This window comes from Ructibacterium sp. SJQ-7 (assembly GCF_054696575.1).
The window spans coordinates 1890844-1915269 of sequence record NZ_CP195193.1; the positions used below are offsets into that span (position 1 = coordinate 1890844).

The following is a 24426-nucleotide window of genomic DNA, read 5'->3' on the forward strand; positions in this document are numbered from 1 at the left end:
AGGGCTTATGAAAAAACGAAATATATGTTATAGATTATTAACGGTATTATTAAGCGTTGCAATGTGTTTGCAAGGTGGATTTGTGGTGCCGGTTTTTGCAGATGGAGATTTCAGTTATTATTTGCAATATAACGAGGCAAGTAACGGAAAAATAAGTGAGGACCATCCTATCATCATTCCTGATGAAGATATAGATGCAGAATACGGACCACAGCCGCATGATAACTATCAAGGTACTGGTGGCGTGGTGGACGGACCTATACCGGATTGGAGCAGTAAACCGTACAGAATTATCGGATACACATTTGACGGTTGGTATACAGAAAATAACGGCGGAGGAACAAAGGTTGATGAAGATACAAATATATCATCATCAATGCTTGACAGATTTAATAATATCACATTGTACGGAAAGTGGAGTTTGTATAATTCACCTGATATAACAACAGGCTCAGTTGCATTTTCATCAAGAAACGTAAATGATGAAGATATTCCGTCACAGATAAATTGGACGGACGTAAACGGAAATGATTTGACGTTTGACAGCAAAGTTACTGACTATTATACGTATGTGTACGCAAATACCGCGTCTGTAAAAATGGATTTTGAACAGTATGAGCCGAGTGCGACAACAAGTGTTGCGGTAAACGGTGAAAAAGTTTCAATCAGTTCAGAGGATATTTTGGGTAAAGGTTATTGGTATAACGGTGAGGATCTTGAATCTCATGACATTATAACAGGTAAAAATATTTCTACAGAATATATGAACCTTGATTTTACCTCGACAGATAAAGAGTATAATGAAATCACCGTTACGATTACAATGCCTAATGATAAAAGTAGAACATATACTTTTCATGTTAAGCGTTTAAGTACAGAAATGCGACTTGCATATGGTAATACACCATACGGAAAGATTATGGCGTCTTCGCAAACCGATGATGCAAAAACTGCGCTTAAGTCAACTTTTGATTCGACGTATAAGTACAGAAATATCGCATATAATCCGTTGGCATGGAATATTTACGGTACAGACGGCGTTGAAGTGAAAAAAGGTACTTCACTTCAAGAAAATCAATATATAAATTATGATAAAGACGAAACTGCAATAGTAGTATTTTCGGGCGATAGATTTACAGATCCCGGAGTGACATTGTATGATTCTAACGGCGATGCAATAGAACTGACACAAGATAAGACAATAAAACGTACAATTCAGTATCAGACAGTATCGTCATTAAAATATGAAGATTGGGATAACACAACCGATAAAACCGATGTGAAAACATTGACCGGTGCAGACGGTGAGAATATAATAGACATTTTGCAAACTCAAAATGTTAAACCGGGCATATATACGATTACATATGAGTATGACCCTAATGACGGCACTCGTCCGTTAAAAGACGAGAGAAGTATGATTGTCTTGCCTAAAAAAGGCGATATGAATATGGACAATTATCTAAATATGCTTGATGTATTTATGTATGATAAAAATATTCCGGATACAAATATCAGCAATACATTATATAAATATCGTGCACTTGATATAAGTACAAGCGGCGGTAACGGAGTTGTTGATGAAACAGACAGAACCAATTTCTTAAACAAAAAAATGGCGGATTTATATACGTCGCTTTCAGTTGATGAAACAGTAACACAGAAAGAATACAACGTTCCTACATCGGCAGATAGTAATAAAACACAACTGTATATGGACTTTATGGGAACAGAAACAGAGCCGAATACATCTGCGGACAAAACTCAGGAACTTCAGAAAAATGACGCTTTTTGGATAGGTTACAGATTTGACAATACAGCTAATCTAAAGACGGATAAGTTGAAAGAAATCACTTTGTCGGTGGATTATGATTCGAGATATGTAAATCCGACTGCATTGAATACTACTGCACTAAAAACACAAATTCAGAAAAATAATCCTGAGCTGGAAGTATTTGATATAACCGGAGATACAAATTATAAGAAAAACTATGCGGTTGATTCTTCAACATCGTCATATACATGGAATGATACAGGGTCTGTAAAAACACTTGTTATTGAGTTGTGTTTGAAAGACGGTCAAACATTTAATTTGTCAGACGGTTATTTTATAAAATTGCCGTTTAAAGTAAAAACAGTACCGCCGGAAGGCAGAAATGTTATATCAACTAAACTTGGCGCTACATCATTGAATATGCAAATCGGTGATGAAGGATATATGTGGGATACAAGTGGTGCATCTAATTCTATCACTGAAAATCTTATGGACAAATTGCAATATATGGGCGATTATGTGCCTGAATTTGTTCCGGAAGCTCCTGCTAAGGAATTGGAAAATGCAGTTTACGGTACTGATAAACCATACACAGGATTTGAGAAAAAAGGCACGGTTGACGGTGATATTCCTACCGGTATGACATATAATCAATCAGTCGGAACAATAACCGGTACACCGAAAAAGGCAGGAGTTTTTGTATTTTACATAAACGGTATAAAATATCAGATTACAGTAGAAAAAGCAAAACTTACCGTTACAGCAGATGATAATACAAAAGTATACGGAAGTGCAAATCCGTCATTTACATTTAAGTATGACGAAACGTGTTTAAAAAATAACGACACAATCGCTACAGCTGTTAAGACTGCTCCGCAGATAAGTTGTGAGGCTGATACAACAACGGATTGTCAGGATGATTATCCGATAAACTTTGTTGAAAATAGCGGTGAATCTGATAATTATTATTTTGATTTTGTCAGTGGCAAGCTTAGCATAACACCGAAAGAAATAACGGTAAGTAAAGTTAAGATACCATCTTGCAGTATAAATGCAACATTCCCTTATACATTTACCGCAACTTGTTCCGGTGATGAATTTACTGCGTCGGGAATTATTAACAATGATATTATAAAGATTGAATATGACGTTACATACACTGATACCGAGTCAACAAAAGCTGTTGGTAAAAATAAAAAGGTAACGGCAACCAACATAAAAGTCAAAACTGATGACGATTATCCGGACGGGAAAAATTATACTGTTAAATCTGCTAATTTAACGAGCAGTGACGGTGAAATTGTTGCGGATAATATAACCGAATTTGAAGTAACAGAAGAATGTAAACTTGAATATACTTACGGTGAAACACTTGATTTAAAAACCGGTAACGTCAAAATCACATACGGTAGCGGTACTGTTGAAAATGTGACATTTGAAGAGGCTGTTGAAAAAGGTCTGACAATAAAATACAGTAATAAAACAACAGCTAAAACCGGAGATCATTTGAGCGTGTCGGATACCGGAAAGTGGCTTATGCTTACAATGGATGGTATAAGCTCTTGGTATAAGACAAATAATTTCAAGATAAATAAAAAAGATCTTCATATAAAAGCTGATAATAAACAAAGATATTACGGTGATGAAAACAGTAGTGTAACATTTACATATACTTTTACCGATAGCGATTTTGTTTACGGTGAAACAAGCAGTACATTTACCGGCTTTGTTGCACCTGGATTTAGCTGTCAAGCTACTGCATCCACTGAAATTGATAAAGAAAAAGGCTATACCGAATCGACAATAGAATTGTTGGGCGGTACAAGTGATAACTATAATATTGTGTGCGAAAACGGTACGCTTACAATTAATAAAAGACCGTTAAAGGTTGAAAAGATTACAGGTGAAGTACCTTCACTTATTTCAAAATATTATTTAAACAGTGACGGCAGTGAAAAAACGGCACCATATAAAGTGCCTGCATCGGCTGAAAAATCAACAGACAAAAATACAATGAACGTAAGTGGATTGTATAACAGTGATGAAGTTAAAGTCCTTTACAATGCACAATATGCAAATCACACTGCGGCTGAAAATGTTCAAGTAACGGTTGATGATTTAAAAATGGACGATACGTTCGGTAAGAGTTACAACTATACGGTTTCGTCTGATTCAATAACAACCGCAGACGGCGGACGAGTTTATATTAAGAGTATAACAGGTCTTGAAATTGTTGAACAACCTACGACAGAATATGTTTACGGCACACCGCTTAATCTTGAAAGCGGAAAAGTAAAATTGACGTTTGATAATGAACAAGTTATCAATGTTAATTTTGAAGAATTAAAATCTTATGATGTTAAGCTCACATATACGGGCGGAAATGTTGAACTTAAAAATAATGAACATTTAGTTGTTAAAGACACAGGAAAGACTATAACTGTCATACCGGATACAATTTATGATGTTGAGGCAGTTACAACCGATAAGATAACGGTTACAAAACATGACCTTCACGTAAAGGCTGATGATATATATACGACTTATGGTGAAAATATAAGTCAATATGCAAGCGGATATGGATACACATATACAGAAAGTGATTTCCAATATGATGATGCAGACGATGTAGAAAACATTTCGGGATATAAAAAGCCTAAAATTGTCTGCAAAGAGGATGACGGAACAACAAATGTAAATCAAAAGACATTAGCCGGTACATATATATTGTCTATAAGCGGTGCTGACGCTGAAAATTATAATATTTTGTATGAAAACGGCAACATTGTAATAAGACAAAGACCTCTTATTGTACAAACGGTTAATAATGTTCCTAATCTTACATCAAAAGAAGCATTTGAAAGTGACCTTGTAAAGAACATTGACGTCAAAACAGACGTTGATTCAGCGACTTTAACATTTGCTGAAAACAGAGGTCCTTTGTGGGATGATTGTGTGCATATAACTTTTGATGCAACATATACGGATAATTCGGCAGTAGGGGAAACAGATGTTGATATAACCAATGCTGTTTTGGATACAAGCTACGGTGACGCAAGAAACTATTATCTTCAAAAGATAGAAACTCCGCAAAAGGGGTTTGCGGTTAAGTCTGTTATGACAGCTATTGAAATAACAACAGATCCAACCCAAAATAATGACGGAACAAGCCGTGAATATAAGTATGGAGATAAGCTTGATTTCAGCGGTGGAAAGTTTAAATTAACATACGATAACGGTGATGTTATTGAAAATGTTCCGTTTAATAAACTTGCAGAGTATGATGTTAAAGCTGTATACACAGGTACAGATACAGAAGTTGAGGACGGAGCTTTTGCAACAATTAAAAATCACAATGGAAAGACCATTACTCTTGTTCCGCCAACTGACGCAACTGCAGAAAAAGTGGTTACAGGTGAGATAACCGTAAAGAAACGTCCTTTACACGTTATTGTAAATGACGCATCATATACATATGGTGATGAGCCGTCTACTTACACAATCGACTATGAAAAGAGTGATTTGGCAGACGGCGAAACAATAATATCCGCACTTGGAACATTATTTACTCCACCGACTGTACAATGTAAGATTGACGATAAAGATGCGGATAATAAGACAAATGCGGGTACTTATGAAGATGTAATTACTGCATTTGGCGGAAGTGCGGATAATTATGAATTTATATGTGAAGATAAGGGCAGTTTGACTGTTAATAAGCGTGAATTGAAAATCAATTCAATTAATAATGGTATTCCTGATTTAACTTCATCAATAGCATATGAACATAATTATCAGTTGCCAATAAAATTGGACGGTACTGCGTCTAATTCGGATATGGATATAGTCAACCTTGTAAATAATGATAGCATTGATATTACCTATAAAGCGGTATATAACAGTCTTGAACAGACAGACAATGCAACTGTAGATATAGAAGATGTCGAATTTGCAAATGATTGTGACAGTAGTAAAAATTATACTTTAGTAACTGTACCGACAACATCAAGCGGTAAGATTATGACCAGACTTATGTCTGAAATTATTGTTAATAGCAGTCCGGATAAAATGGAGTATACTTACGGTGAATGGTTTGCTCTAAAGGGCGGCAGTGTTGATATTAAGTATAACAGCGGATATGTTGAAAGTGATGTACCGTTTGAAAGACTTGCTGATTTTGGTATAGACTTGACTTTTGTAAAGAAAGAAGACGGTACCGAAACAGAAATAGGAACAGTGAAAAACAATACATTGCTTACTGTTTCAAAGTATAACGGTGCGTTTATAAAACTTACAATAAATGATCCGACTAAAGCAACCGATGATTTGCAAGCGGCTTATTCTTCTGATAGTTTGAAAGTAAACAAACATCAAATGAGGGTTGTTGCCGATGATGTGACATTGACATACGGTGATAATGCGCCGAGTGAATACACATTCCATTATACGATGGCTGACCTTGTAAACGGTGATACGTTATCGAGCGAAAGATTTAACGAAGGACTTAGCGAACCGACTGTATCGTGTGATTATGTAAGCGGACAATCAGTTTGTGGAGAATATGATATTATACCGAGCGGCGGCGGAAATGATAACTATGATTTCGTATATGTAAACGGAACTGTAACTGTAAACAAGAAACAGATTACGATAGATTCTATCGATAATGGTGTTCCGACGCTTACATCAGAAATAATATATAAGAATAATTCAATTCTTCCTATTTATATTGAATCAACGGCAGTATATACGAATGAACAGAAAGATATGACTGTAAGCGGTATTATCAACAACGATGAAATAGGCATAACATATGATACAGTATATACATCAAAAGACGTGGCAGAAACTATAACCGTTAAGATAGAAGACGTTAAGTTTGACGATAGCCATGAGAAAAATGTATGTTATGAAATTAAATCATATCCAAGTGAGGCGTCAGGTGGTACAGTTCTTGAAGAACAGATTACAAGTGTTGTTATAACAAGTGATCCGGTTTTGAGAGATGATAACGGCAAACAGATTGAATATACTTACGGAGATAAGTTGAACCTTAATCGTGGTGCGGTTACGGTTGAATATGATAGTGGAAGAATTCAGAAAAACTTGAAGTTTAATGAGTTGACCAAAAAAACAGATGGTAAAGTTAAACTTGTATATACTGACGGTACTGATGAAACTCCTGCGGCAGATAATGATGTCTTGACTACTGCATATCATAACGGTAAGTCAATAAAACTGAAAGTTGATACAAAAGCAACACTTGAAGAACCTCAAACGGCACAACTTTTGGTGAATAAAGCCGTTATAACTGTAACGGCGAAAGATAAAGAAAGATTTTACGGAGATAAAAATCCTACATTAGAATATGAATACAGTGGGTTTGTAAATGGTGATGATGAGCATTCTGAAAATTTCAGAAATGAATTGGAAGAACCGAAAATATCATGCGATACTAATGAAAAAACTCCTGTAGGAACATACGATATTGAATTATCTTCGGCAAGTTCGGCAAATTATACTTTTAAACTTGTACCGGCGATGCTTACCATAAATAAACGTCCGATTGTTGTTAAGAAGATAACAGGAGGCATTCCGGCATTGACATCAAAAATGATATATGATGATCCTCAGCTTGTACATAAAATTGACGGTGTTGCAATAAATACCGCAGGACAAGTTGAATTTGATAACCTTTCATATGGTGATACGGTGAAACTTGATTATACTGTTATGTATACAAGTGTAATTCCGTCAGATAATGTTCTTGTTAATATTTATGATATAACAATAGACGAATCATACGGAGAGGGAAGTAATTATGTACTTAGAGATGTACCGAGTACAACTTTAGGCGGACGAATTTATGATAAACAAATTTCGATGGTTGAAATTATAAAACAGCCGAAACTTGAGTATACATATGGCGAAACGTTGGATTTGTCGGAAAAGGGCGTAAGAATAACATATGATAACGGTTTAGTTGTTTATGATGTTGCATATGATGAACTTGGAGATTATGGTGTTGACGTTACTCTGACAGACTCTGAAGGTGTGGAAAAAGAGGCTATAGACGGGGATAAGTTAACCGTAACAAAACATAACGGTGCATATTTAACACTTATTCCGCAAACTGAATTAAGCAATGTTCTTTCTGTAAAGAGTCAGGAAATGAAAATTAACAAAAAGCCGATAAATGTTAATATCAATGATGTGACGGCAATATATGGTGATGATCCAACAGCTGATTTTAGTTTTGCGTATAATGATAGCGATTTTGCTTATGGTGAAACACAAGACAGTGTCGAGTTCAAAGATAATTTGACAGAACCTGTGTTTGTTTGTAAAGAACGTGACGGTTCAACAGATGTAAGCTCAAAATCAGATGTCGGAAGATATACGATTACAATGACAGGCGCTCAAAGTGACAATTATCGTTTTGTATATAATAACGGTACATTGGTTATTCAGAAGAGGAAACTTGTCGTAAAAGATATAACAGACGGTATCCCTGTTCTTACATCGGATATAATTTTCGATAATCAAGGTCAAATTCATAAATTAGACGGCAAGGCAGATAATGATATTTTGAGTCTTGAAAACCTTGTTAATAATGATAAAGTGTGTGTTTTGTATAAAGCAGTTTATAAAACAGAACAACCGACAGCGAAATGTGATGTAGATATTGAATATGTTTCGATGGATGATTCTTATGGCAAGAGTTATAATTATGAAATTGATGAAACAGAGAGTGTTAAAAACGTTTCCGGCGGTAGAATTAATAATAGGGAACTTACAACTGTTGAAATTGTAAGTCAACCCAAAACAGAATATGTATATGGTGAAAAGCTTGATTTAAGCAATGCTAAAGCGAGAATTACATATGATAGCGGGTATGTTGAAGATAATGTACCATTTACTGAATTGGGAGAATACGGTGTGACTATCGGTTATCCGAATGATGACGGAACGATAACCGCTGCTAAAGACGGGGATGTGTTGACAGTTCCTGATCATAACGGAAAATGTATTGAACTTTTGGCTCAAAGCACTCATAAAGTTCCTACAGTACAAACTGACAATTTAACTGTTGAAAAAAGAGTGTTAGAGTATGGAGAGTGTATCGTAAATCCTATAGTTTATGACGGAAAGACATTACAGACAACCGGTACGATAGCATTTTCAAACGTTCAAAATAATGATAAAGTGACAGCAACGGGTGAATTTTCGTTTGAAGATTTTAATGCCGGAAAAGATAAAACAGTTAATATATTGAATGTTAAACTTGATAAACCGTTTGACGACAACTATGAACTTTCTTCGGATAATGTGTTGTCAAAAGGTAATATTGAAAAAGCGACATTGACTGTTTTGCTTAAGGAAGATGATATATCTATTTCTGATGAAAGTAATATATTGACTGTTACTGCTCCGGAGATGACTCAGTTTGAGATAGACGGTGGAGCTAAGTATCAGTATTCAATAGACGGCGGTAAAACGTGGAAAGATGAAAATTCATTTGAAAACCTTGAATTGGGACAAGAATGTAGTGTTTGTATAAGATTTGCGGAAACGGATAATTTCAATCAATCTGAAATTAGTATTCCGATAAGTAAAAAAGCTTTTGCCAATAAGATTACTCTTGTGTCAATAGACGATATGACGGTGCTAAAGAGTTTTTATACTAATGTTGTCACTGTTGAAAAAGAAGCTGATTTCAGAAATCTTATCGGAGATATAGGAGTAACATATTACGCTTGCTATAAAAATGATAAGGGCAGTGAAAGCATCAAATATCCTTTGACCTTTGATGGGGATGTAACGATTTATACAACGCTTAAAAAGAAGAGTAGTCATGGAAAGGGAAATAACAATTCTTCAAACTCTACACCTACGCCAACAGTTGCACCTACAATTTTGCCGACGGAAGAACCGATAGAAACGGAATCACCTTCAGAAACCTTAAAACCTACGCAAAAACCTCAAAGTGATACTAATGAACCATATATGTCGGGATATGACGGAAAAATCAATCCTGACGGATATATGACAAGAGCAGAGGCGGCAACAATTATGGTTAATCTGAGTGGTGGACTTGAGAAAGAAAGCATTAATATATTCAAGGATGTAGCTGATGGAACATGGTATAAAAACTATATTGCAGCAGCAAGTGAAAAAGGGTATATTTCCGGATTTGAAGACGGAACATTTAAACCGGAAGAACCTGTTACAAGAGAACAATTTGTTGCAATGATATTGCGATATACAAAGACATCAACGGAAAAGGGAGAGGCGTTCTCAGACGTTGAAATAAACCGCTGGAGTGCAGGATTTGTATATACTGCAGTTAAGTTGGGTATAATTTTAGGTTATCAAGATGGAACGTTTAAACCTGAAAATCCTATAACCCGTGCAGAGGCAGCGAGAATTGTGAATGTTGCAACAGGCAGAATACCTGATAAGGCTGTGATTGACGGTATGATATGTCCATATAGCGATTTGTCAAAATCGCATTGGGCTTATTATGAATTAATGTATGCGTCAACATATGTGCAAAAAGATTAATCGAAAAGAGTACAGATTTCTGATCTGTACTCTTTTTTTGAATTAGTTATAAAATCCTGTATAAAACCATGTTTTGCTTTGTGTCTAAGTCTAAACCTCCATAAAAAATACTCGGAATATTGCGACATAAATAACCAAAAGTTTTGCGAGTAAATTGTCGGAATAAAAGAAAAACCTTGTAAACATTACTGCTTACAAGGTCTGTGGTGCCGATGGTGGGGGTCGAACCCACACGATGTTGCCATCACGGGATTTTGAGTCCCCTGTGGTTTGGAGGTTTGAAAAAATGAAAGATATTTTATTAAAAAAGGATCTAATCGCTTATCTTATCCACGAAATTGAGAGAGTAAAAAAGACTACTCCACAAGAAAGTGAACTACACAATTATTCTTTTGTGCAAGGACACAAAGAGGGTCAACTCAAGGCTTTATATGATGTTTTGAACTATGTAAACGGAATTAATACCAAATACTCTGCGAAACATTCTCGGCTACGGTAATTTTGGCCGACGAGGGGCGGAGGAACTAAGTTACCTTTAAAAGACTTTCTCCGCCCCTTGACGGTCAAAAAGGGGTGGTGGTCGGGGAGGAACTACGCAAGCGAGCCGTGCGCAACGTGCAAGGCAAGCGGTAAGCGACTGACACTCCTCAAGCGGTGGCAGATACACCACAAACGGGCGGGCGGAAACAGCCTAAAAAGCAAGCAAAATAAAGGTATATTTATTGCTTGCCTCGTAGTTGGTTTTCAAGCAATATTGCGCCGAAAACCAATTACAATAAATATCCCTTTATTTCCTACGGAGTAGGCTACGTGGTTGCTTTTTCGGCGGACGGTCAAGACAGACTCTCCACGGAGCATACGCTCACGGCACAGGGCAAGCCTTCGACACAGCAAGACTTCCCAAGAGCGCTACACAAGCGCCAGTGCGACGCAGACGAGCGCAGTGGGCGAGGTTGCGCCGCGCCAAGCGGGAAGCGGAGCGACGTGCAGACAGAGCCGCGCACTCGTGCGGCTCGCCTGCGCGAGCGGAGCGAAACTCTTAAACTATTTTTCTTGTTTGTTTTCTTCCTTGTTTCCTGTCCCTTTTGTCGGACTGTGTTATAATTCTGCTTGAGGTGATGTAATGAAAAAAAGATTAAATGAGTGGGTTTATGAGTGGCTCGAAACCTACAAAAAAGTTATGGTCAAGCCGTCTACTTACGACAGCTATTTACAATATGCCACGCACGTTACTTGTGATAAGTCTTTGAAAAAATTAAGCAGTTCAGACATTCAAAAGCTTATTAACAATATGGTTGTTGAGGGGTTGAAGTTATCCACAATTAAGCATATGCTCACTCTTGTAAGGCAAAGTCTAAAAAAGGCTCGTTCTTTAGGCTTTATAAAAAGTCTTGTCTGTTTGGAAGATTTGGACTTACCAAAAAAACAACCGAAGAAAATAACTCCCTTGCGTCCTGATGAGATAAACAAGATACTTAAAAATTCTTATCTTACGTTTTACGGCGACTTTTATAAGACTTTGCTTTATACAGGTTGTAGGGTAGGGGAAGTTATCGCTTTGAGGTGGTCTGACGTTGACTTCTTCAATGGTGTATTGCGTATCGAACACACAGACTATCGGGGAAACTTACAAGACGTTAAGACGGCTCACGGTTGCCGTCAGATTCCTTTGTATGGCGAGTTGCTCACTGTCCTTAAAGAACGCAGACGGCACGCAAAAGGTTCTGACAGAGTTTTTACCAACTCTTTAGGTCGTCCTGTTGTCTATCGTACTGCACTTGATAACTGGCATTGGTACTTAGAAACTATCGGCATTTATGAACCTTTAGGCTTTCACGTTCTGCGCCACACGTTCGCTCACGCTGCACTCCGTTCGGGTGTTCCTATCAAAGTAGTATCGGCTTGGCTCGGACACGCAGACGTACAAATAACACTTAACATTTACGACAGCATAGACGAAACAGACTTCTTAAAGGCAACAGAGCAACTCAAAGAATGTTTTGCATAAAAAAAACACACTTCGGTGTGCTTTTTTTATTCAGTAGTTTTGTTAATGGACTTGCTGAATTTCAGACCCTTTACACGTGTTAAAACGACGTTTTGCCATAATAAAATTATACCACTTACTACCGCAGTAGTCAACTGTTTTAACCTTTCATATACGGGAAATTCTCGACGTGCTTTTCTTGACAAGCTCCGTTCCAATCTGTTTTAATTTCTACATATTTGGCAAACGAAATAAGTTGACGGTCAAGATAATATCTTAAAAGTTTGTTTAATGTCTTTTGGCTTGGTATTCTCGCGCCTGTTTCATACTCTGAAATACGCGGACGTGGTATACCTGTAACTTCCGCCACTGATTTTTGCGTAAAGCCTTTATGCCTTGTTCTTGCAAGTCTTAGACCCTCTGAAAGCCTTGTAGGCTTAGCAATCCATTTCTTTCGGTTTCTGATTTTTCCCATAAAAAAATTACCTCCACAAGAAAAATTATATTACAAGTGTGTGACAACACTTGACAAATTACTCTAAAAAGAGTAACATTCTTCTTATATCGGTAACATTCCGAATTTACCGTATTCAGTTTTTGTGTTTTTTATGTTTTCGCTGATATAATTATACACGAAAACTATTAGAAAATCAACAACTTAATAGTTTTTTTTCGTGCGCCCTTTTTTGAAAAAATGGCGGGTCTGACAGAGCCGACGCTATAAAGTCTGTTCGGTAACTTGCTTTTGCCTATGGGACAAGGTTGCAAAGCCGTCAAGAGCAATACAGTATGTACTCTTTAAAATCTATCTGGGTTGGTTGTGTTCTCTGTGTACGCCTATTGTTGGGAGAACAGACAAGCCGACAGTTGGCGCTATCGGCTCTTTAGGCTGTCCCCTGTGTTTGTGATATTAAAATGCCCACTAAGCTTTTTTATCACCTGTGCTATACTCCGATATACGGAATGCCGTAAGACATAGCTTTGTACCGTTTCAGCGGTACTTCTATGCCCTCTCGGCTACCTCCTCAACCGGAAGCCGTATATAGGATTTTTTGGTGCCGATGGTGGGGGTCGAACCCACACGATGTTGCCATCACGGGATTTTGAGTCCCGCGCGTCTGCCAATTCCACCACATCGGCAAATTACCCAATTATAATACCACAAATATCTTCTAATGTCAAGACCAAAATCAAGAAATAAGTATTTTTTCTATTCCGCCGATATATTTTTTGAAAAGTCTTGCGACAAAGCCTACAAGAATAGCGGCAACGATAGTTCCTTCACGGACGCCGTCAAGGTGTTTAAACATTATAAACGACATAATTGCCGCAATTACGGTCATAGACGAATCGAATGCGATTTTAGTTTTACCGAAATCGGTACTAAATACATCGGAAACAGCTCTGACGGTTGCCTCACCCGGTAACATTGCGACGTTTGCGACCATTTCCATAAACACGCCGAAGCCGAGAATTAAACAGCCTATTACAAGTGATACAACTTTCATAGCATATGTTTCGGGTTGAATAAAACCGAGCAATGACATTGTTAGGTCGATAAAAAATGAAAACAATGCGATAATCGGCAGCTGCAACAAGTTTTGAAGTTGAAAATTACGTCTTAAAAGAATGATTTGAAGAACAATAAGAAGTAAGTTAAAAAACAATGTAAACATTCCGACCGTTGGCGTAAAACCAAGACTTAGAGTGTATGGGATACTTGTAATCGGTGAAGTACCGAGCCCTGCTTTTGTGATAAAGCTTACGCCGAGTCCGTTGACGAAAAGTCCCGCAAGTAAAAATATGTATCGTTTAATTAATTCTGTTTTGTCTGTCACTGTAATTCCTCCGTATTTGTCATATTATTGCATATTTTAAAAAATGTGTTGATAAACTGTTCTTTTTCACTTTTTGAAATTCCGCCCAAAATCTCATTTTCGACTTTTTCAAAAGTATCATTCACTATTTCTTGAAGCCGTTTGCCCTCATCGGTCAAATACACATATAAAGAACGCTTGTTTCCGTCCTTTGTTTGACGTTTAATAAGCTTTTTTTCTTCCATGCGTGACAGTATGCCGGTAAGCGTTGCCGGCTCGATTTGACACCCTGTGGCGATTGATTTTTGTATGCAACCGTTATGCTTACCTAAATAGTCAAGCACTGAAAGAAGTATTTTTGATTCATCACTGATATTATCAAATGATTTTAGATAGTCGTAAACATAAAGATTTTTAAAATCATCTATCGCGTAATGCTGAAAATTTTTAATTGTATTAAGTGCCTCTTGAGTTGTGATGTATTCGCCTTTGTTTAAATCGTCATCTGAAATAATGCCGAATTCAATTAGTGGAGTTAAATCTCCCTTTTTGTATTGAGCGATGTGGACTTCTCTGTTGTGGCCGTCCCAAGTGATATTTAAAGCAAAGGCTTTTGCAACATCGGAAAGCGGAATATATGTGGAGTCATTGATTATTTGTGGTGCGATTTCAAGAGGGTTTTTATAGCTATATGTGCTACCGTTATATATGATGTCACGCATTGCCTGTGTGTCACCGATTGTTAGATTTAATGTAGTTTCATCTTTTGCGATTGTAACCTTTTGTGCGTCACCGTCCGCCAAAGCGCATGGCACGATTTGGGCGGTAAGAGCAAGTGCGGAAAGCAGGATTATAATTTTTTTCTTCATAACAACATCTCTTTTCCCGTAATTTACAATATTTATAATCGAATTATATCATATCGAACAAATTTATGTCAATGATTTACTGTAAAACAACACAAAAAAATACTGTCCCCTCATTTGAGAGAGGACAGTATTGATTAAATCAAATTAATATACTCTTACTGCACCTGCGTATTGAGAAATACGATATTCTGTATTGATTGAAGAAATCTTAACAACGTCACCTGTTTGAGGAGCGTGAATCATATTTCCGTTACCTACATAGATACCAACGTGGTGAATGTTTCCGCCCTTACCGAAGAATACAAGGTCACCCGGTTGTAGGTTGTCACGACTTACATAAGTTCCGTTATTTCTTTGGTCTGCCGCTACACGGCTTACGCTGATACCGTTCTTTGAACATACATACTGCACAAGACCGCTGCAGTCGAAACCTGATGGGGAAGTACCGCCCCAAACATACGGAACACCAAGATATTGCATTGCTGTGTTTACGATAGATTGTCCCTTTGATGAAGATGACGGAGCCGACTGTGTTTCTTCTGATTGTGAAGATGCTGACGGTGCAGATGTTGCAACGTTGGCTGCGGCTGCGTTTTGCTTGGCAATTCTTTCTGCTCTTTCAGCGGCTGCCTTTGCGTCTGCAATTTCCTGTTGCTTTTGTGCGATAGTGTCTTTTTCTATCCATTCGCCTGTGAATTGAAGGGAAGTATTGATAACGTAACCTTCTTTATAGTCATCACCGTAGCAAATCTTTATAAAATCATTTTCACCGCTTAGTACATATACATAAGTACCGTCTGAAAGTTCTTCTATAACATCTGCGTCAGTGTTTGCTGCACTTCTTACTCTTACAGATTCGCCTGAAAGTGTAACTTGAGCAATTCTGTAATTAGTATAACTCTTTTTAGCCTCGTCTGCAAGGTTTTTATCTTGAGTTATCGATTCGCTCGGAACATAACCTGTCTTACCGCCGTTATAAGCTATTTTGTACCAACCCTCTGAGTTTTCCATAACTTCAACTTCTGTACATACTTCGACTTTGTCGATAACGTTAGCCTCGTCTGACGGAGTTTCTCTTACGTCAAGTGAACCGTTTGAGATAAGCACATAGCCAAGAGGGTAAAAACTCTTTGCCGCAATTTCGCTTTCTTCTGCTGTATTTTCCGCAGAAGTTTCTGTAGGTTCTGTTGAAATCTCGGCAGTACCTTTAACTGCGTCTGTAATATCCTTTTGAGCGATTGTTATGTTCTGCTCTGCTGCTGCCGCATTTATTCTTTGTTCTCTTTCTGTTTTTGAATTGTTTAAGCCGGATGCTTGTGCTACTGCAAGTGAACTTATCATTGCTACTGCTATTACAGCAATAAGTGAATGCTTAAAGTTCTTCATAAAATAAAACCTCCTAATGATTTAAGTTTTCTTAACGATTACTTAAATTGCATTTGTATTTCTAATATATTTCTAAAACATTACAAACAGGATTATACACCACATTAAACCATTTGTCAACACTTTTTTAATCGTATCGTATTCTTTTTGTAACAATTCAGTAATAAAACAGTAGCTTTTGTAACATAAAACAAGGGGTAAAATGTTCAATGTGTCGCATAAACAGCGTGTTTTACACGTGAAATAATGTAAAAGTGTACAAAATTCAAATAATTCAAAAATTACAGAATTTCAGCCTAATATTACAGGCAGATTACGCGCAAAGTATGTTTCTTTGTAAAAAACGGTGCATTTATATTACAAACGCGTTACAAAGATTACAAAAGTTACATTGCCGTTGTAAAGAAAACTGCGATTTGATATAATTAAAGCATACAAGGAGTAAGAAATATGGTTGAATATATTAAAATCGCCGTATTCTTTTCGATTGGGGTGTATATTTACGAACGCATAGACATTGCGTTTGCATTAATTTTTCTTTTGTCCCTTATAATGGTATTGACAGTTGTGTCGGTTTTTAAACATAAATTCAATACAAAAATACTTGTTATGATGACGGCGCTTGTTATGGGCACAGTTCTTTGCAATGCCCAAGTAAGCGAAAATGCACATGATTTGTATAAGTATGAAGGGCGGTATGTGACTGCCGTCGGGCGCGTGTGCGAGATACCGCAGGACAGCGAAAAAGATGAAAATGTACGATATGTAATTGATGTGCGTAAAGTAAATAATGAAAAGGTAAGGGATAAAATCCTTCTTACTTCCGATAATAAGCTGGAATACGATGATACTGTAACTTTCAGCGGATTTATCAACGAACTTCCTGAAAAATTGAATAGAAATGGCTTTGATTATAAAAAATATTATAAAAAATTGGGGATTTTCTTTAAATCATACAGCAGTGAAGTTAAACTTTCGGACGAAGTGATAAAAGATTATTCACCATATGCGATTAACAATTCGTTTAAGAACTCAATTTCAAAATTAATTGACAAGCATTACAAGGGCGATTACAATGCGATAATGAAGGCTGTGTTGATAGGGGATAAAAAAGAATTTTCGGACAATTTTGATAAGATACTTACCAAAACGGGTACGAAAAGATATTTTTATTCTTCGTATCTTCATATAATGCTTTTAATGTCCTTAATAACGCTTGTTTTGGGCATATTTAAAAAGAGGACACGCGATATTTTGACGGTGTTTCTTCTTATTATATATGCTTTTGCCAATGCAAACAATACCGTTTCGATCAGATTGGCTGTGATGATAGCGATAATTATATTTACCGAAAGTAAATTCGGACGTAAATATTATCCGGATATAGTCGGTATAACGTTGCTTGCGGTCGGAGTGGCAAATCCGATAATGCTGTTTGACGCAGGTTTTGTGATGTCGGTGCTGTCGGCAATTATGATATATTACTTTTACGACTGTGTGCACGGTAAACTTAAATTTATACATATAAAATACATTCGCAGACTTTTTGCGATAGGCATAATTTGTACAATCGGACTTTTGCCTGTTTCAGCGTACTTTTTCGGTGCTGTTTCGATATATTCGGTTGTTTTGTCAATAATAATGTTGCCTTGCGTGACGGTGATTATGGTGCTTGCACCGATTCTGCTTGTAATGCTTGCGGTATTCGACACCGCACCGCTGTTTAAACAGGCGGTTGACTGCGTGCTGTTTATACTAAAACTTGTGCCGACAATTTCATATAAACTCGGTCTTGTATCGCATACAGTCGCAAAACCGAATTTGTTATTACTTATTATATACACTCTTGCCGTTGCCTCGGGAGTGAAATATATTAAGAAGAAAAACAGTCAAATGCGTATTGCGATTTTTGTTGCGGCGGCATTGATGACTTCGTATGTAATAGGCGAAGTGATTAGTACAAATAATGTGGAAATTACATTCGTCAATGTCGGTCAGGGTGACGGTGCGGTAATTCAAGCACCGTACCGATTTAATGTGCTTATAGACGGCGGCGGTGGTAATGCGTATTCTGACTATAACCCTGGTGAAAAGGTGTACCTTGATTATCTTGAAACAGAGGGGATAACAAAGGCAGACAGTGCGTTTGTTAGTCATTATCATCAAGACCATGTGCAGGGAATTATAGCGGCAATGGAGAATATAAAAGTAAGAAATTTATTTCTGCCCGATAATATGGAGGGCAGTGAATGGCGTGTGGCACTTGAAAATTCCGCAAGGGAAAACGGCACAACAGTGCATTACATTTCACAGGAAACACTTCTTACTTATAATAACGGAATGACAATAAGAATTATTCCTCCGTCAAATAAGACAGGGTTAAGTGATGATGAAAATGATACTTCATATGTGTATTATGTTGAGTATAACGGTTTTTCTGCAACATTTACGGGTGATATGTCATCATTTGCCGAAAAGAATTTGATTGATGACGGAAAAGCAGGCAAAACGAACTTGTTAAAGGTTGCACATCACGGCTCGAATACCGCAACGTGTGAAGAATGGGTTGAAAAATTAACTCCCGAATATGCGGTTATAAGCGTCGGTGAGAATAATCCGTATAATTTGCCGAATGATGATGTACTTGAAAGACTGGAAAATGCACAGGTTTTTCGTACTGATTATGACGGCGATATAAAATTTATAATACATAAAAACGGCAGTGCCGAAACTGATATATATAATAGGAGATAAGAATGGCGGAAAAGAAAAACGGAAATTTGTTAAAACTGAAAAAACAGCTTAAAGAGGGTATTTTAGCACCTTTGTATGTGTTTTACGGTGAGGAGGATTACCTGCGTGAAATGTACGTTAATAGGGTAAAAGACTGCGTTCCCGACGGCGGATTCCCCGACTTTAACCACATAAAAATTGAAGGCCGTGACGTTGCGTTTTCGGAATATGACGACGCGTGGGAAAGCTTTCCGATGATGACGGAGAAAAAGCTTATACACATTAAGGACAGCGGTATTTTTCAGTTGAAAAGCGGAAAAGATGAGGCATCGACAGAAGAAAAAAAGGAATTTTGGACCGAAAAGTTTAAAAGAATATCTGACGATACGGTCGTGATTTTCGACGAAACATCGGTTGATAAAAGAAGTGCTTTGTATAAGGCGGCGGCAAAGGTCGGAACAGTGGTTGAATTTACTTATTTGAGTGAGGCTGACCTTGTGACGTGGGTTGTCAAGCAATTTCTGAACGCAAAAAAGAAGATTTCAAAAGAAAATGCGTATTACCTTATAACCATATGTGACAGTGGTTTGGCGAGCATTAATAATGAAATTAAAAAGCTGATTGATTTTTGTGATGAAGAAATATATAAAACCGATATTGACAGAGTTGTTGCAAAGTCAATGGAAGTTATCGTTTTTGAACTTACGGACGCGATTATGCTCGGCAATACACAAAAGGCAATGGAAACGCTTGCCGATTTAAAAACAGTCAAAGAAAATGTGTTTACGCTTATATATTTAATGCTTTCGACATTTGAAAAAATGCTCCGTGTAAAATTAATGAACGGTGCGCCGCAAGCTGAGATTGCATCGGAAATAGGCGTTTCGTTGTTTGTTGCAAGAAAATATATAAACAGCGCAAAAGGCTTTTCGGAGGATTCGCTTGTTTGGATGCTAAGGCGAGTTGCGGAGATTGACTTGGCGATAAAAGAAGGACGTGTTGAGGAGTGGAATGCATTGGAACAATATGTTGCGGAATGTATTTACAGAAGTCACAAATAAAATTTATATAAAAAGAGGGAGAAATTATGAAAAAACAACTTATTGCAGTGGTGTCTGCGTTGGCAATGACGTTTACGTCATTACCGTGTGTGAGTATTGCGGCGGAAAATGTGCCGAAACCTGTTTTACAGTACACGTTTGACGGAAACAAACAGCTTGCCGACCAAAACGGCAAGAATGAATTGAAACTGTCGGGCGGTGCAAGTGTAACTGATGATGGTAACAAGGGTAAAGGTCTTTTGCTTGACGGTACGGACGGCTATGCCGAATTACCGGATAATATTCTGTCAAGCGATATGACGATTACAACGTGGGTGAAGATTAATAAATTCACAACATGGGGCAGAGTTTTCGATTTCGGTACGGACTCAAACCAAAACTTTTTCTTTGCACCGTACAGCGGCGGTGCTTCAAGATTGGAGATAAAAAACGGTGCAACCGTTGATACAATGGATTGCACGCAGGAAACCGCAAAAGATTGGGTAAACTATGCGATAACAATTAAAGGCGATACCGTTTCATATTACAGAAACGGCAGACTTATAAAGAGTAAGTCGGGTATAAAGGATATATCCGAACTTACAAACACTGCTAATTATATAGGTAAGTCGCACTATGACGGTGACGCATATTTATCGGCGGTAGTGGACGATTTCAGAGTTTATAACACCGCACTTTCACAGGACGAAATATTAAAAGTTATGGCTGACGGTGAAATAAATGCCGATGTTATGCTTGATTCATATGCGATAAACGATGAACAGATTGTGACAGGCGACAGTATAGCTTTACCGCAAGCGGACGGTATTGTGTGGAATGAAACAGATAATCTCGGACTTATAAACACCGAAACAGGTGCGGTTAAGCATAATAAAACCGCCGAAACAGTAACACTTGTGCAGTCATATGGGGGTGTAGACAGAGAGTATACATTGTATGTGACGGGCAGTGAGGAAGAACCTTATTCGATTAATATTGACGCTTCGGACAGAAGTAAGGATGTTTCGGACGATATGTGGGGATTGTTCTTCGAGGATATTAACTCTGCCGCAGACGGCGGACTTTATGCGGAAATGGTTCAAAACCGTTCTTTTGAAAAGAGTGATGAAAAAGAAGGACATTTATATAATTGGGGACTGTATTCAATATATAAAGAGCCTAACAGAGCGGACGGCAAATATTATACCGCCGAAAATATACAGGTTAAAACAGATAAACCGATGAACGAAAATAATCCTACATATATTACAATTCCGAAAGGTGAAATGATTTGTAATGACGGTTTTTATGACGGAACCGAATGGGATTGCGATAAAGGTACATCTTTCAGCGGAATGAAATTTAAAAATGGCGAAAAATATGATTTTTCGGTATATGCACGCGGCGAGGGTGAACTGACGGTGTCGTTGGGAATTGTAATAGATGAACATAAGGCTAGTTTTGAGGTTGAACCTTTTAATGAGGCTGCTGCCGTTATAAAATGTAATTCAAAAGACGATTGGAAAAAGTATTCTGTTACATTCACTGCAGACGAAGAACTTGAAAGTGACGGCAGCGGACTTATTGTTACAAATACAGGCGACAGTGACCTTGATGTAGATATGGTATCGCTTATGCCGGAGGATACATACAAAGGACACGGCTTGCGTAAGGATTTGATGGAACAGCTTGAGGCAATGCATCCTAAATTCTTGCGTTTTCCGGGAGGTTGTGCCGTTGAGGGACAGACAATGGATACGGCTTGGAACTGGAAAGATACAATCGGTGATGTGTCGGAGCGTAAGGAAATGATAAACATATGGAATCCGTCTGCAACGGAGCCGTATATGATGACTTACGGACTTGGTTTTTATGAGTATTTCCAAATGTGCGAGGACTTGGGAATGGAGCCTGTTCCGATTTTGAATTGCGGTATTGCATGTCAAGTCCGCAGCGGAAGTGCAACGGACGAAGAACACCTTGTTCCTATGGACAAATTACAGCCGTATATTGACGATGCGCTTGACCTTATCGAATTTGCAAACGGTACTGATGAAAGTAATGAATGGGTGCAAAAGCGTATTCAAATGGGACATAAAGAGCCGTTTAATATGAAGTACATAGGTATCGGAAATGAGCAGTACGGCGATATTTACTTTGAAAGATATGAAGAATTTGCAAAGCAAATACACGAAAAATATCCCGATATTAACCTTGTAACAACGTCAGGCACTGCGTCAAGCGGAAGTTCAAATGACCTTGCATGGAATTGGGCGAATGAACATGAGGAACTTGCCGACCGTATGGACGAGCATTATTATGAAACAGCCGATTGGTTCAGACAGCACGCTTACAGATATGATAATTACAGACGTGATACAAATACAAAGGTATTTTTGGGTGAATATGCGTCAAAGGGTAATGCTTGGTATAACGCACTGTCAGAGGCGGCGTTTATGACAGGTCTTGAAAGAAATGCGGACGTTGTGCGTATGGCGAGCTACGCGCCTATGTTTGCGAAGTTCGGCAATACACAGTGGTCGGCGGCGGATATGATTTGGTTTAATAATTCGGATTACGTTCTTACACCGAATTATTACGTTCAGTCACTGTTTTCAAATAATCAAGGAGATTATTATTTGCCGACAGAGGTTAAACTGAACGGTATCGAAAAAGACGACGCACTTAAAGGCGGTGTTGCAGTTGGAAGTTGGGGAACACATAATGAATTTAAAGATATAGAGGTAAAAACGGAAAATTCAACTGTAACTGCTGATAAGTCTGAATGGGAAACAACAAACGGTGACTGGTCTATAGACGATAACGGTGTGATTTCTCAAATGTCGGATAATACGGGTGCGGTATGCTATTATGCAAGCCCTGATATGCGTAACTATACTTTGACTCTGAAAGCACGCAAATTGAGCGGCGGCGAGGGTTTCCAAATAGGAGTTGCGGCAGATGATGCATTGAATTATTACAGAGTTAATATAGGCGGTTGGGGCAATACAACCGCAAAGGTACAGCACATTGTAAACGGTGTAAGTTCTTCTTCCGGTAACGTTGCGGAACAGTCATATGTCGGTAACGTGCATATAAATGATAATGAATGGTATGACGTTACGGTTGAAGTGACTGATGATGAAATCAAAGCATATTTGAATGATGAATTTATATGCTCATATAAAAAGCCTAAGGAATACGGCCCTGTGTATTCGTCAAGCGTGTATGATGAGGAAACAGGTGACGTTATCGTTAAGGTTGTCAATACAATGGACAGTGACGTAAATATCGGAATGAATGTATCGGGCGAAACGATAACGTCAAATATCGCAAAGACAACTGTTATGTCTGGCGATACAAATTTGGAAAACAGTCTTGATAATAAAAATGCAATCGTACCGAAAGAAATCGAATTAACAAATGCAAGTAATAACTTTACATATAATGCGCCTGCCGATTCATTCAGTATTATAAGACTTAAAACAGGAAACGGTGGAAGTAAAGCGTATATTTCGGGATATGAGGACGGCACGTTCAGACCGGATAATACAATAACCCGTGCTGAGTCGGCGGCAATTATAGCAAGATGTTCGGCTGATTTTGACGAAAATAAGATGTATGCAAGTGATTTTACTGATGTGTTGGGTGATGAATGGTATGCAAATTATGTCGGATATGCCGCTGAAAAGGGATATATTTCGGGATATGAGGACGGTACGTTTAAGGCTGACAGAAATATAACACGCGGAGAATTGGCGGTTATTTTGAGTAAATACGGCTCGTTTGACGGAAACGGAATTTGTACAGAATTTTCAGATGTGACAAACGATTATTTTGCAACAGGATATATAAAAGCATTGTATGATGAAAATATTGTAAGCGGATATGAGGACGGCACGTTTAAGCCTGATAATTCAGTAACGCGTGCGGAAACGGTTACAATGATGAATAAAGTGCTTGCTAATCCGATAGCGGAAAATGCAGAAAATCCGTTCGGTGATGTTTCACCAAATCATTGGGCATATAATCAAATTATGACCGCAGTACAGGGAAAGTAGCGGACTGTCTCATATGGTATAACGTGGGATAACAATAAAATGCCACCCCTCAGTCAACTGTGTTGACAGCTCCCCTCAATGGGAGCCAAAAGCCTCTCCTTGAGGAGAGGTGTCACGAAGTGACGGAGAGGTGGCAGAGGCGATATAACATAAGTAGGGGATGGCACGTCGACGTCCCTTGTAAGATAACCGTA

At 37.9% G+C, this 24426-nt stretch carries 10 protein-coding genes and 1 tRNA gene; 6 read left to right on the forward strand and 5 right to left on the reverse strand.

Features of this window, described 5'->3' with window-relative positions:
- Positions 1 to 7 precede the first annotated feature (7 nt).
- The 3 genes from ACSAMO_RS08200 to ACSAMO_RS08210 all read left to right on the forward strand — a co-directional run bounded on the left by ACSAMO_RS08200 (position 8) and on the right by ACSAMO_RS08210 (position 12347).
- Positions 8 to 10339 carry an MBG domain-containing protein gene (locus tag ACSAMO_RS08200; protein ID WP_499209088.1) on the forward strand — a complete coding sequence of 3444 codons (10332 nt, stop codon included), beginning with the start codon at positions 8 to 10 and terminating at the stop codon, positions 10337 to 10339.
- Between the two features lie 286 nt (positions 10340 to 10625).
- On the forward strand, positions 10626 to 10838 hold the full coding sequence (locus tag ACSAMO_RS08205; RefSeq protein WP_022230774.1) for a hypothetical protein: 213 nt from the start codon (positions 10626 to 10628) through the stop codon (positions 10836 to 10838).
- A gap of 624 nt (positions 10839 to 11462) precedes the next feature.
- Entirely contained in the window at positions 11463 to 12347 is an 885-nt protein-coding gene (locus ACSAMO_RS08210; RefSeq protein ID WP_482489699.1) for a tyrosine-type recombinase/integrase, read from the forward strand.
- A 139-nt stretch (positions 12348 to 12486) separates the two neighbouring features.
- On the opposite strand, the gene ACSAMO_RS08215 is transcribed toward ACSAMO_RS08210, so the two are convergent.
- The 5 genes from ACSAMO_RS08215 to ACSAMO_RS08235 all read right to left on the reverse strand — a co-directional run bounded on the left by ACSAMO_RS08215 (position 12487) and on the right by ACSAMO_RS08235 (position 16398).
- Positions 12487 to 12801 carry a helix-turn-helix domain-containing protein gene (locus tag ACSAMO_RS08215; protein ID WP_412274861.1) on the reverse strand — a complete coding sequence of 105 codons (315 nt, stop codon included), beginning with the start codon at positions 12799 to 12801 and terminating at the stop codon, positions 12487 to 12489.
- A 578-nt stretch (positions 12802 to 13379) separates the two neighbouring features.
- A tRNA-Leu gene (locus ACSAMO_RS08220) sits at positions 13380 to 13466 on the reverse strand.
- 50 nt (positions 13467 to 13516) lie between these two features.
- A complete protein-coding gene (locus ACSAMO_RS08225) occupies positions 13517 to 14164 on the reverse strand; it encodes a YczE/YyaS/YitT family protein (protein WP_022229575.1) in 648 nt (215 codons plus the stop codon).
- A complete protein-coding gene (locus ACSAMO_RS08230; protein ID WP_022229574.1) occupies positions 14161 to 15012 on the reverse strand; it encodes a stalk domain-containing protein in 852 nt (283 codons plus the stop codon). Before ACSAMO_RS08230 ends, ACSAMO_RS08225 begins: the two co-directional genes overlap by 4 nt.
- Before the next feature lie 144 nt (positions 15013 to 15156).
- Positions 15157 to 16398 carry a C40 family peptidase gene (locus tag ACSAMO_RS08235; RefSeq protein ID WP_337599402.1) on the reverse strand — a complete coding sequence of 414 codons (1242 nt, stop codon included), beginning with the start codon at positions 16396 to 16398 and terminating at the stop codon, positions 15157 to 15159.
- A 450-nt stretch (positions 16399 to 16848) separates the two neighbouring features.
- On the opposite strand from ACSAMO_RS08235, the gene ACSAMO_RS08240 reads away from it, so the two are divergent.
- Genes ACSAMO_RS08240 through ACSAMO_RS08250 form a run of 3 tightly spaced genes read left to right on the forward strand, consistent with a single transcriptional unit; the run spans position 16849 to position 24232 of the window.
- On the forward strand, positions 16849 to 19152 hold the full coding sequence (locus ACSAMO_RS08240; RefSeq protein WP_499209089.1) for a DNA internalization-related competence protein ComEC/Rec2: 2304 nt from the start codon (positions 16849 to 16851) through the stop codon (positions 19150 to 19152).
- Between the two features lie 2 nt (positions 19153 to 19154).
- Complete coding sequence (gene holA, locus ACSAMO_RS08245) at positions 19155 to 20192, forward strand: DNA polymerase III subunit delta (protein WP_147514290.1); 1038 nt, start codon at positions 19155 to 19157, stop codon at positions 20190 to 20192.
- 26 nt (positions 20193 to 20218) lie between these two features.
- Positions 20219 to 24232 carry an alpha-L-arabinofuranosidase family protein gene (locus tag ACSAMO_RS08250; protein ID WP_499209090.1) on the forward strand — a complete coding sequence of 1338 codons (4014 nt, stop codon included), beginning with the start codon at positions 20219 to 20221 and terminating at the stop codon, positions 24230 to 24232.
- Positions 24233 to 24426: the final 194 nt, after the last annotated feature.

Excerpts from the sequence above, each read along its gene's own strand:
- ACSAMO_RS08215 (WP_412274861.1), bottom strand. The coding sequence starts at position 12,801 with ATGGGAAAAATCAGAAACCGAAAGAAATGGATTGCTAAGCCTACAAGG.
- ACSAMO_RS08205 (WP_022230774.1), top strand. The coding sequence starts at position 10,626 with ATGAAAGATATTTTATTAAAAAAGGATCTAATCGCTTATCTTATCCAC.
- ACSAMO_RS08200 (WP_499209088.1), top strand. The coding sequence starts at position 8 with ATGAAAAAACGAAATATATGTTATAGATTATTAACGGTATTATTAAGC.
- ACSAMO_RS08250 (WP_499209090.1), top strand. The coding sequence starts at position 20,219 with ATGAAAAAACAACTTATTGCAGTGGTGTCTGCGTTGGCAATGACGTTT.
- holA (WP_147514290.1), top strand. The coding sequence starts at position 19,155 with ATGGCGGAAAAGAAAAACGGAAATTTGTTAAAACTGAAAAAACAGCTT.
- ACSAMO_RS08210 (WP_482489699.1), top strand. The coding sequence starts at position 11,463 with ATGAAAAAAAGATTAAATGAGTGGGTTTATGAGTGGCTCGAAACCTAC.
- ACSAMO_RS08230 (WP_022229574.1), bottom strand. The coding sequence starts at position 15,012 with ATGAAGAAAAAAATTATAATCCTGCTTTCCGCACTTGCTCTTACCGCC.
- ACSAMO_RS08235 (WP_337599402.1), bottom strand. The coding sequence starts at position 16,398 with ATGAAGAACTTTAAGCATTCACTTATTGCTGTAATAGCAGTAGCAATG.
- ACSAMO_RS08240 (WP_499209089.1), top strand. The coding sequence starts at position 16,849 with ATGGTTGAATATATTAAAATCGCCGTATTCTTTTCGATTGGGGTGTAT.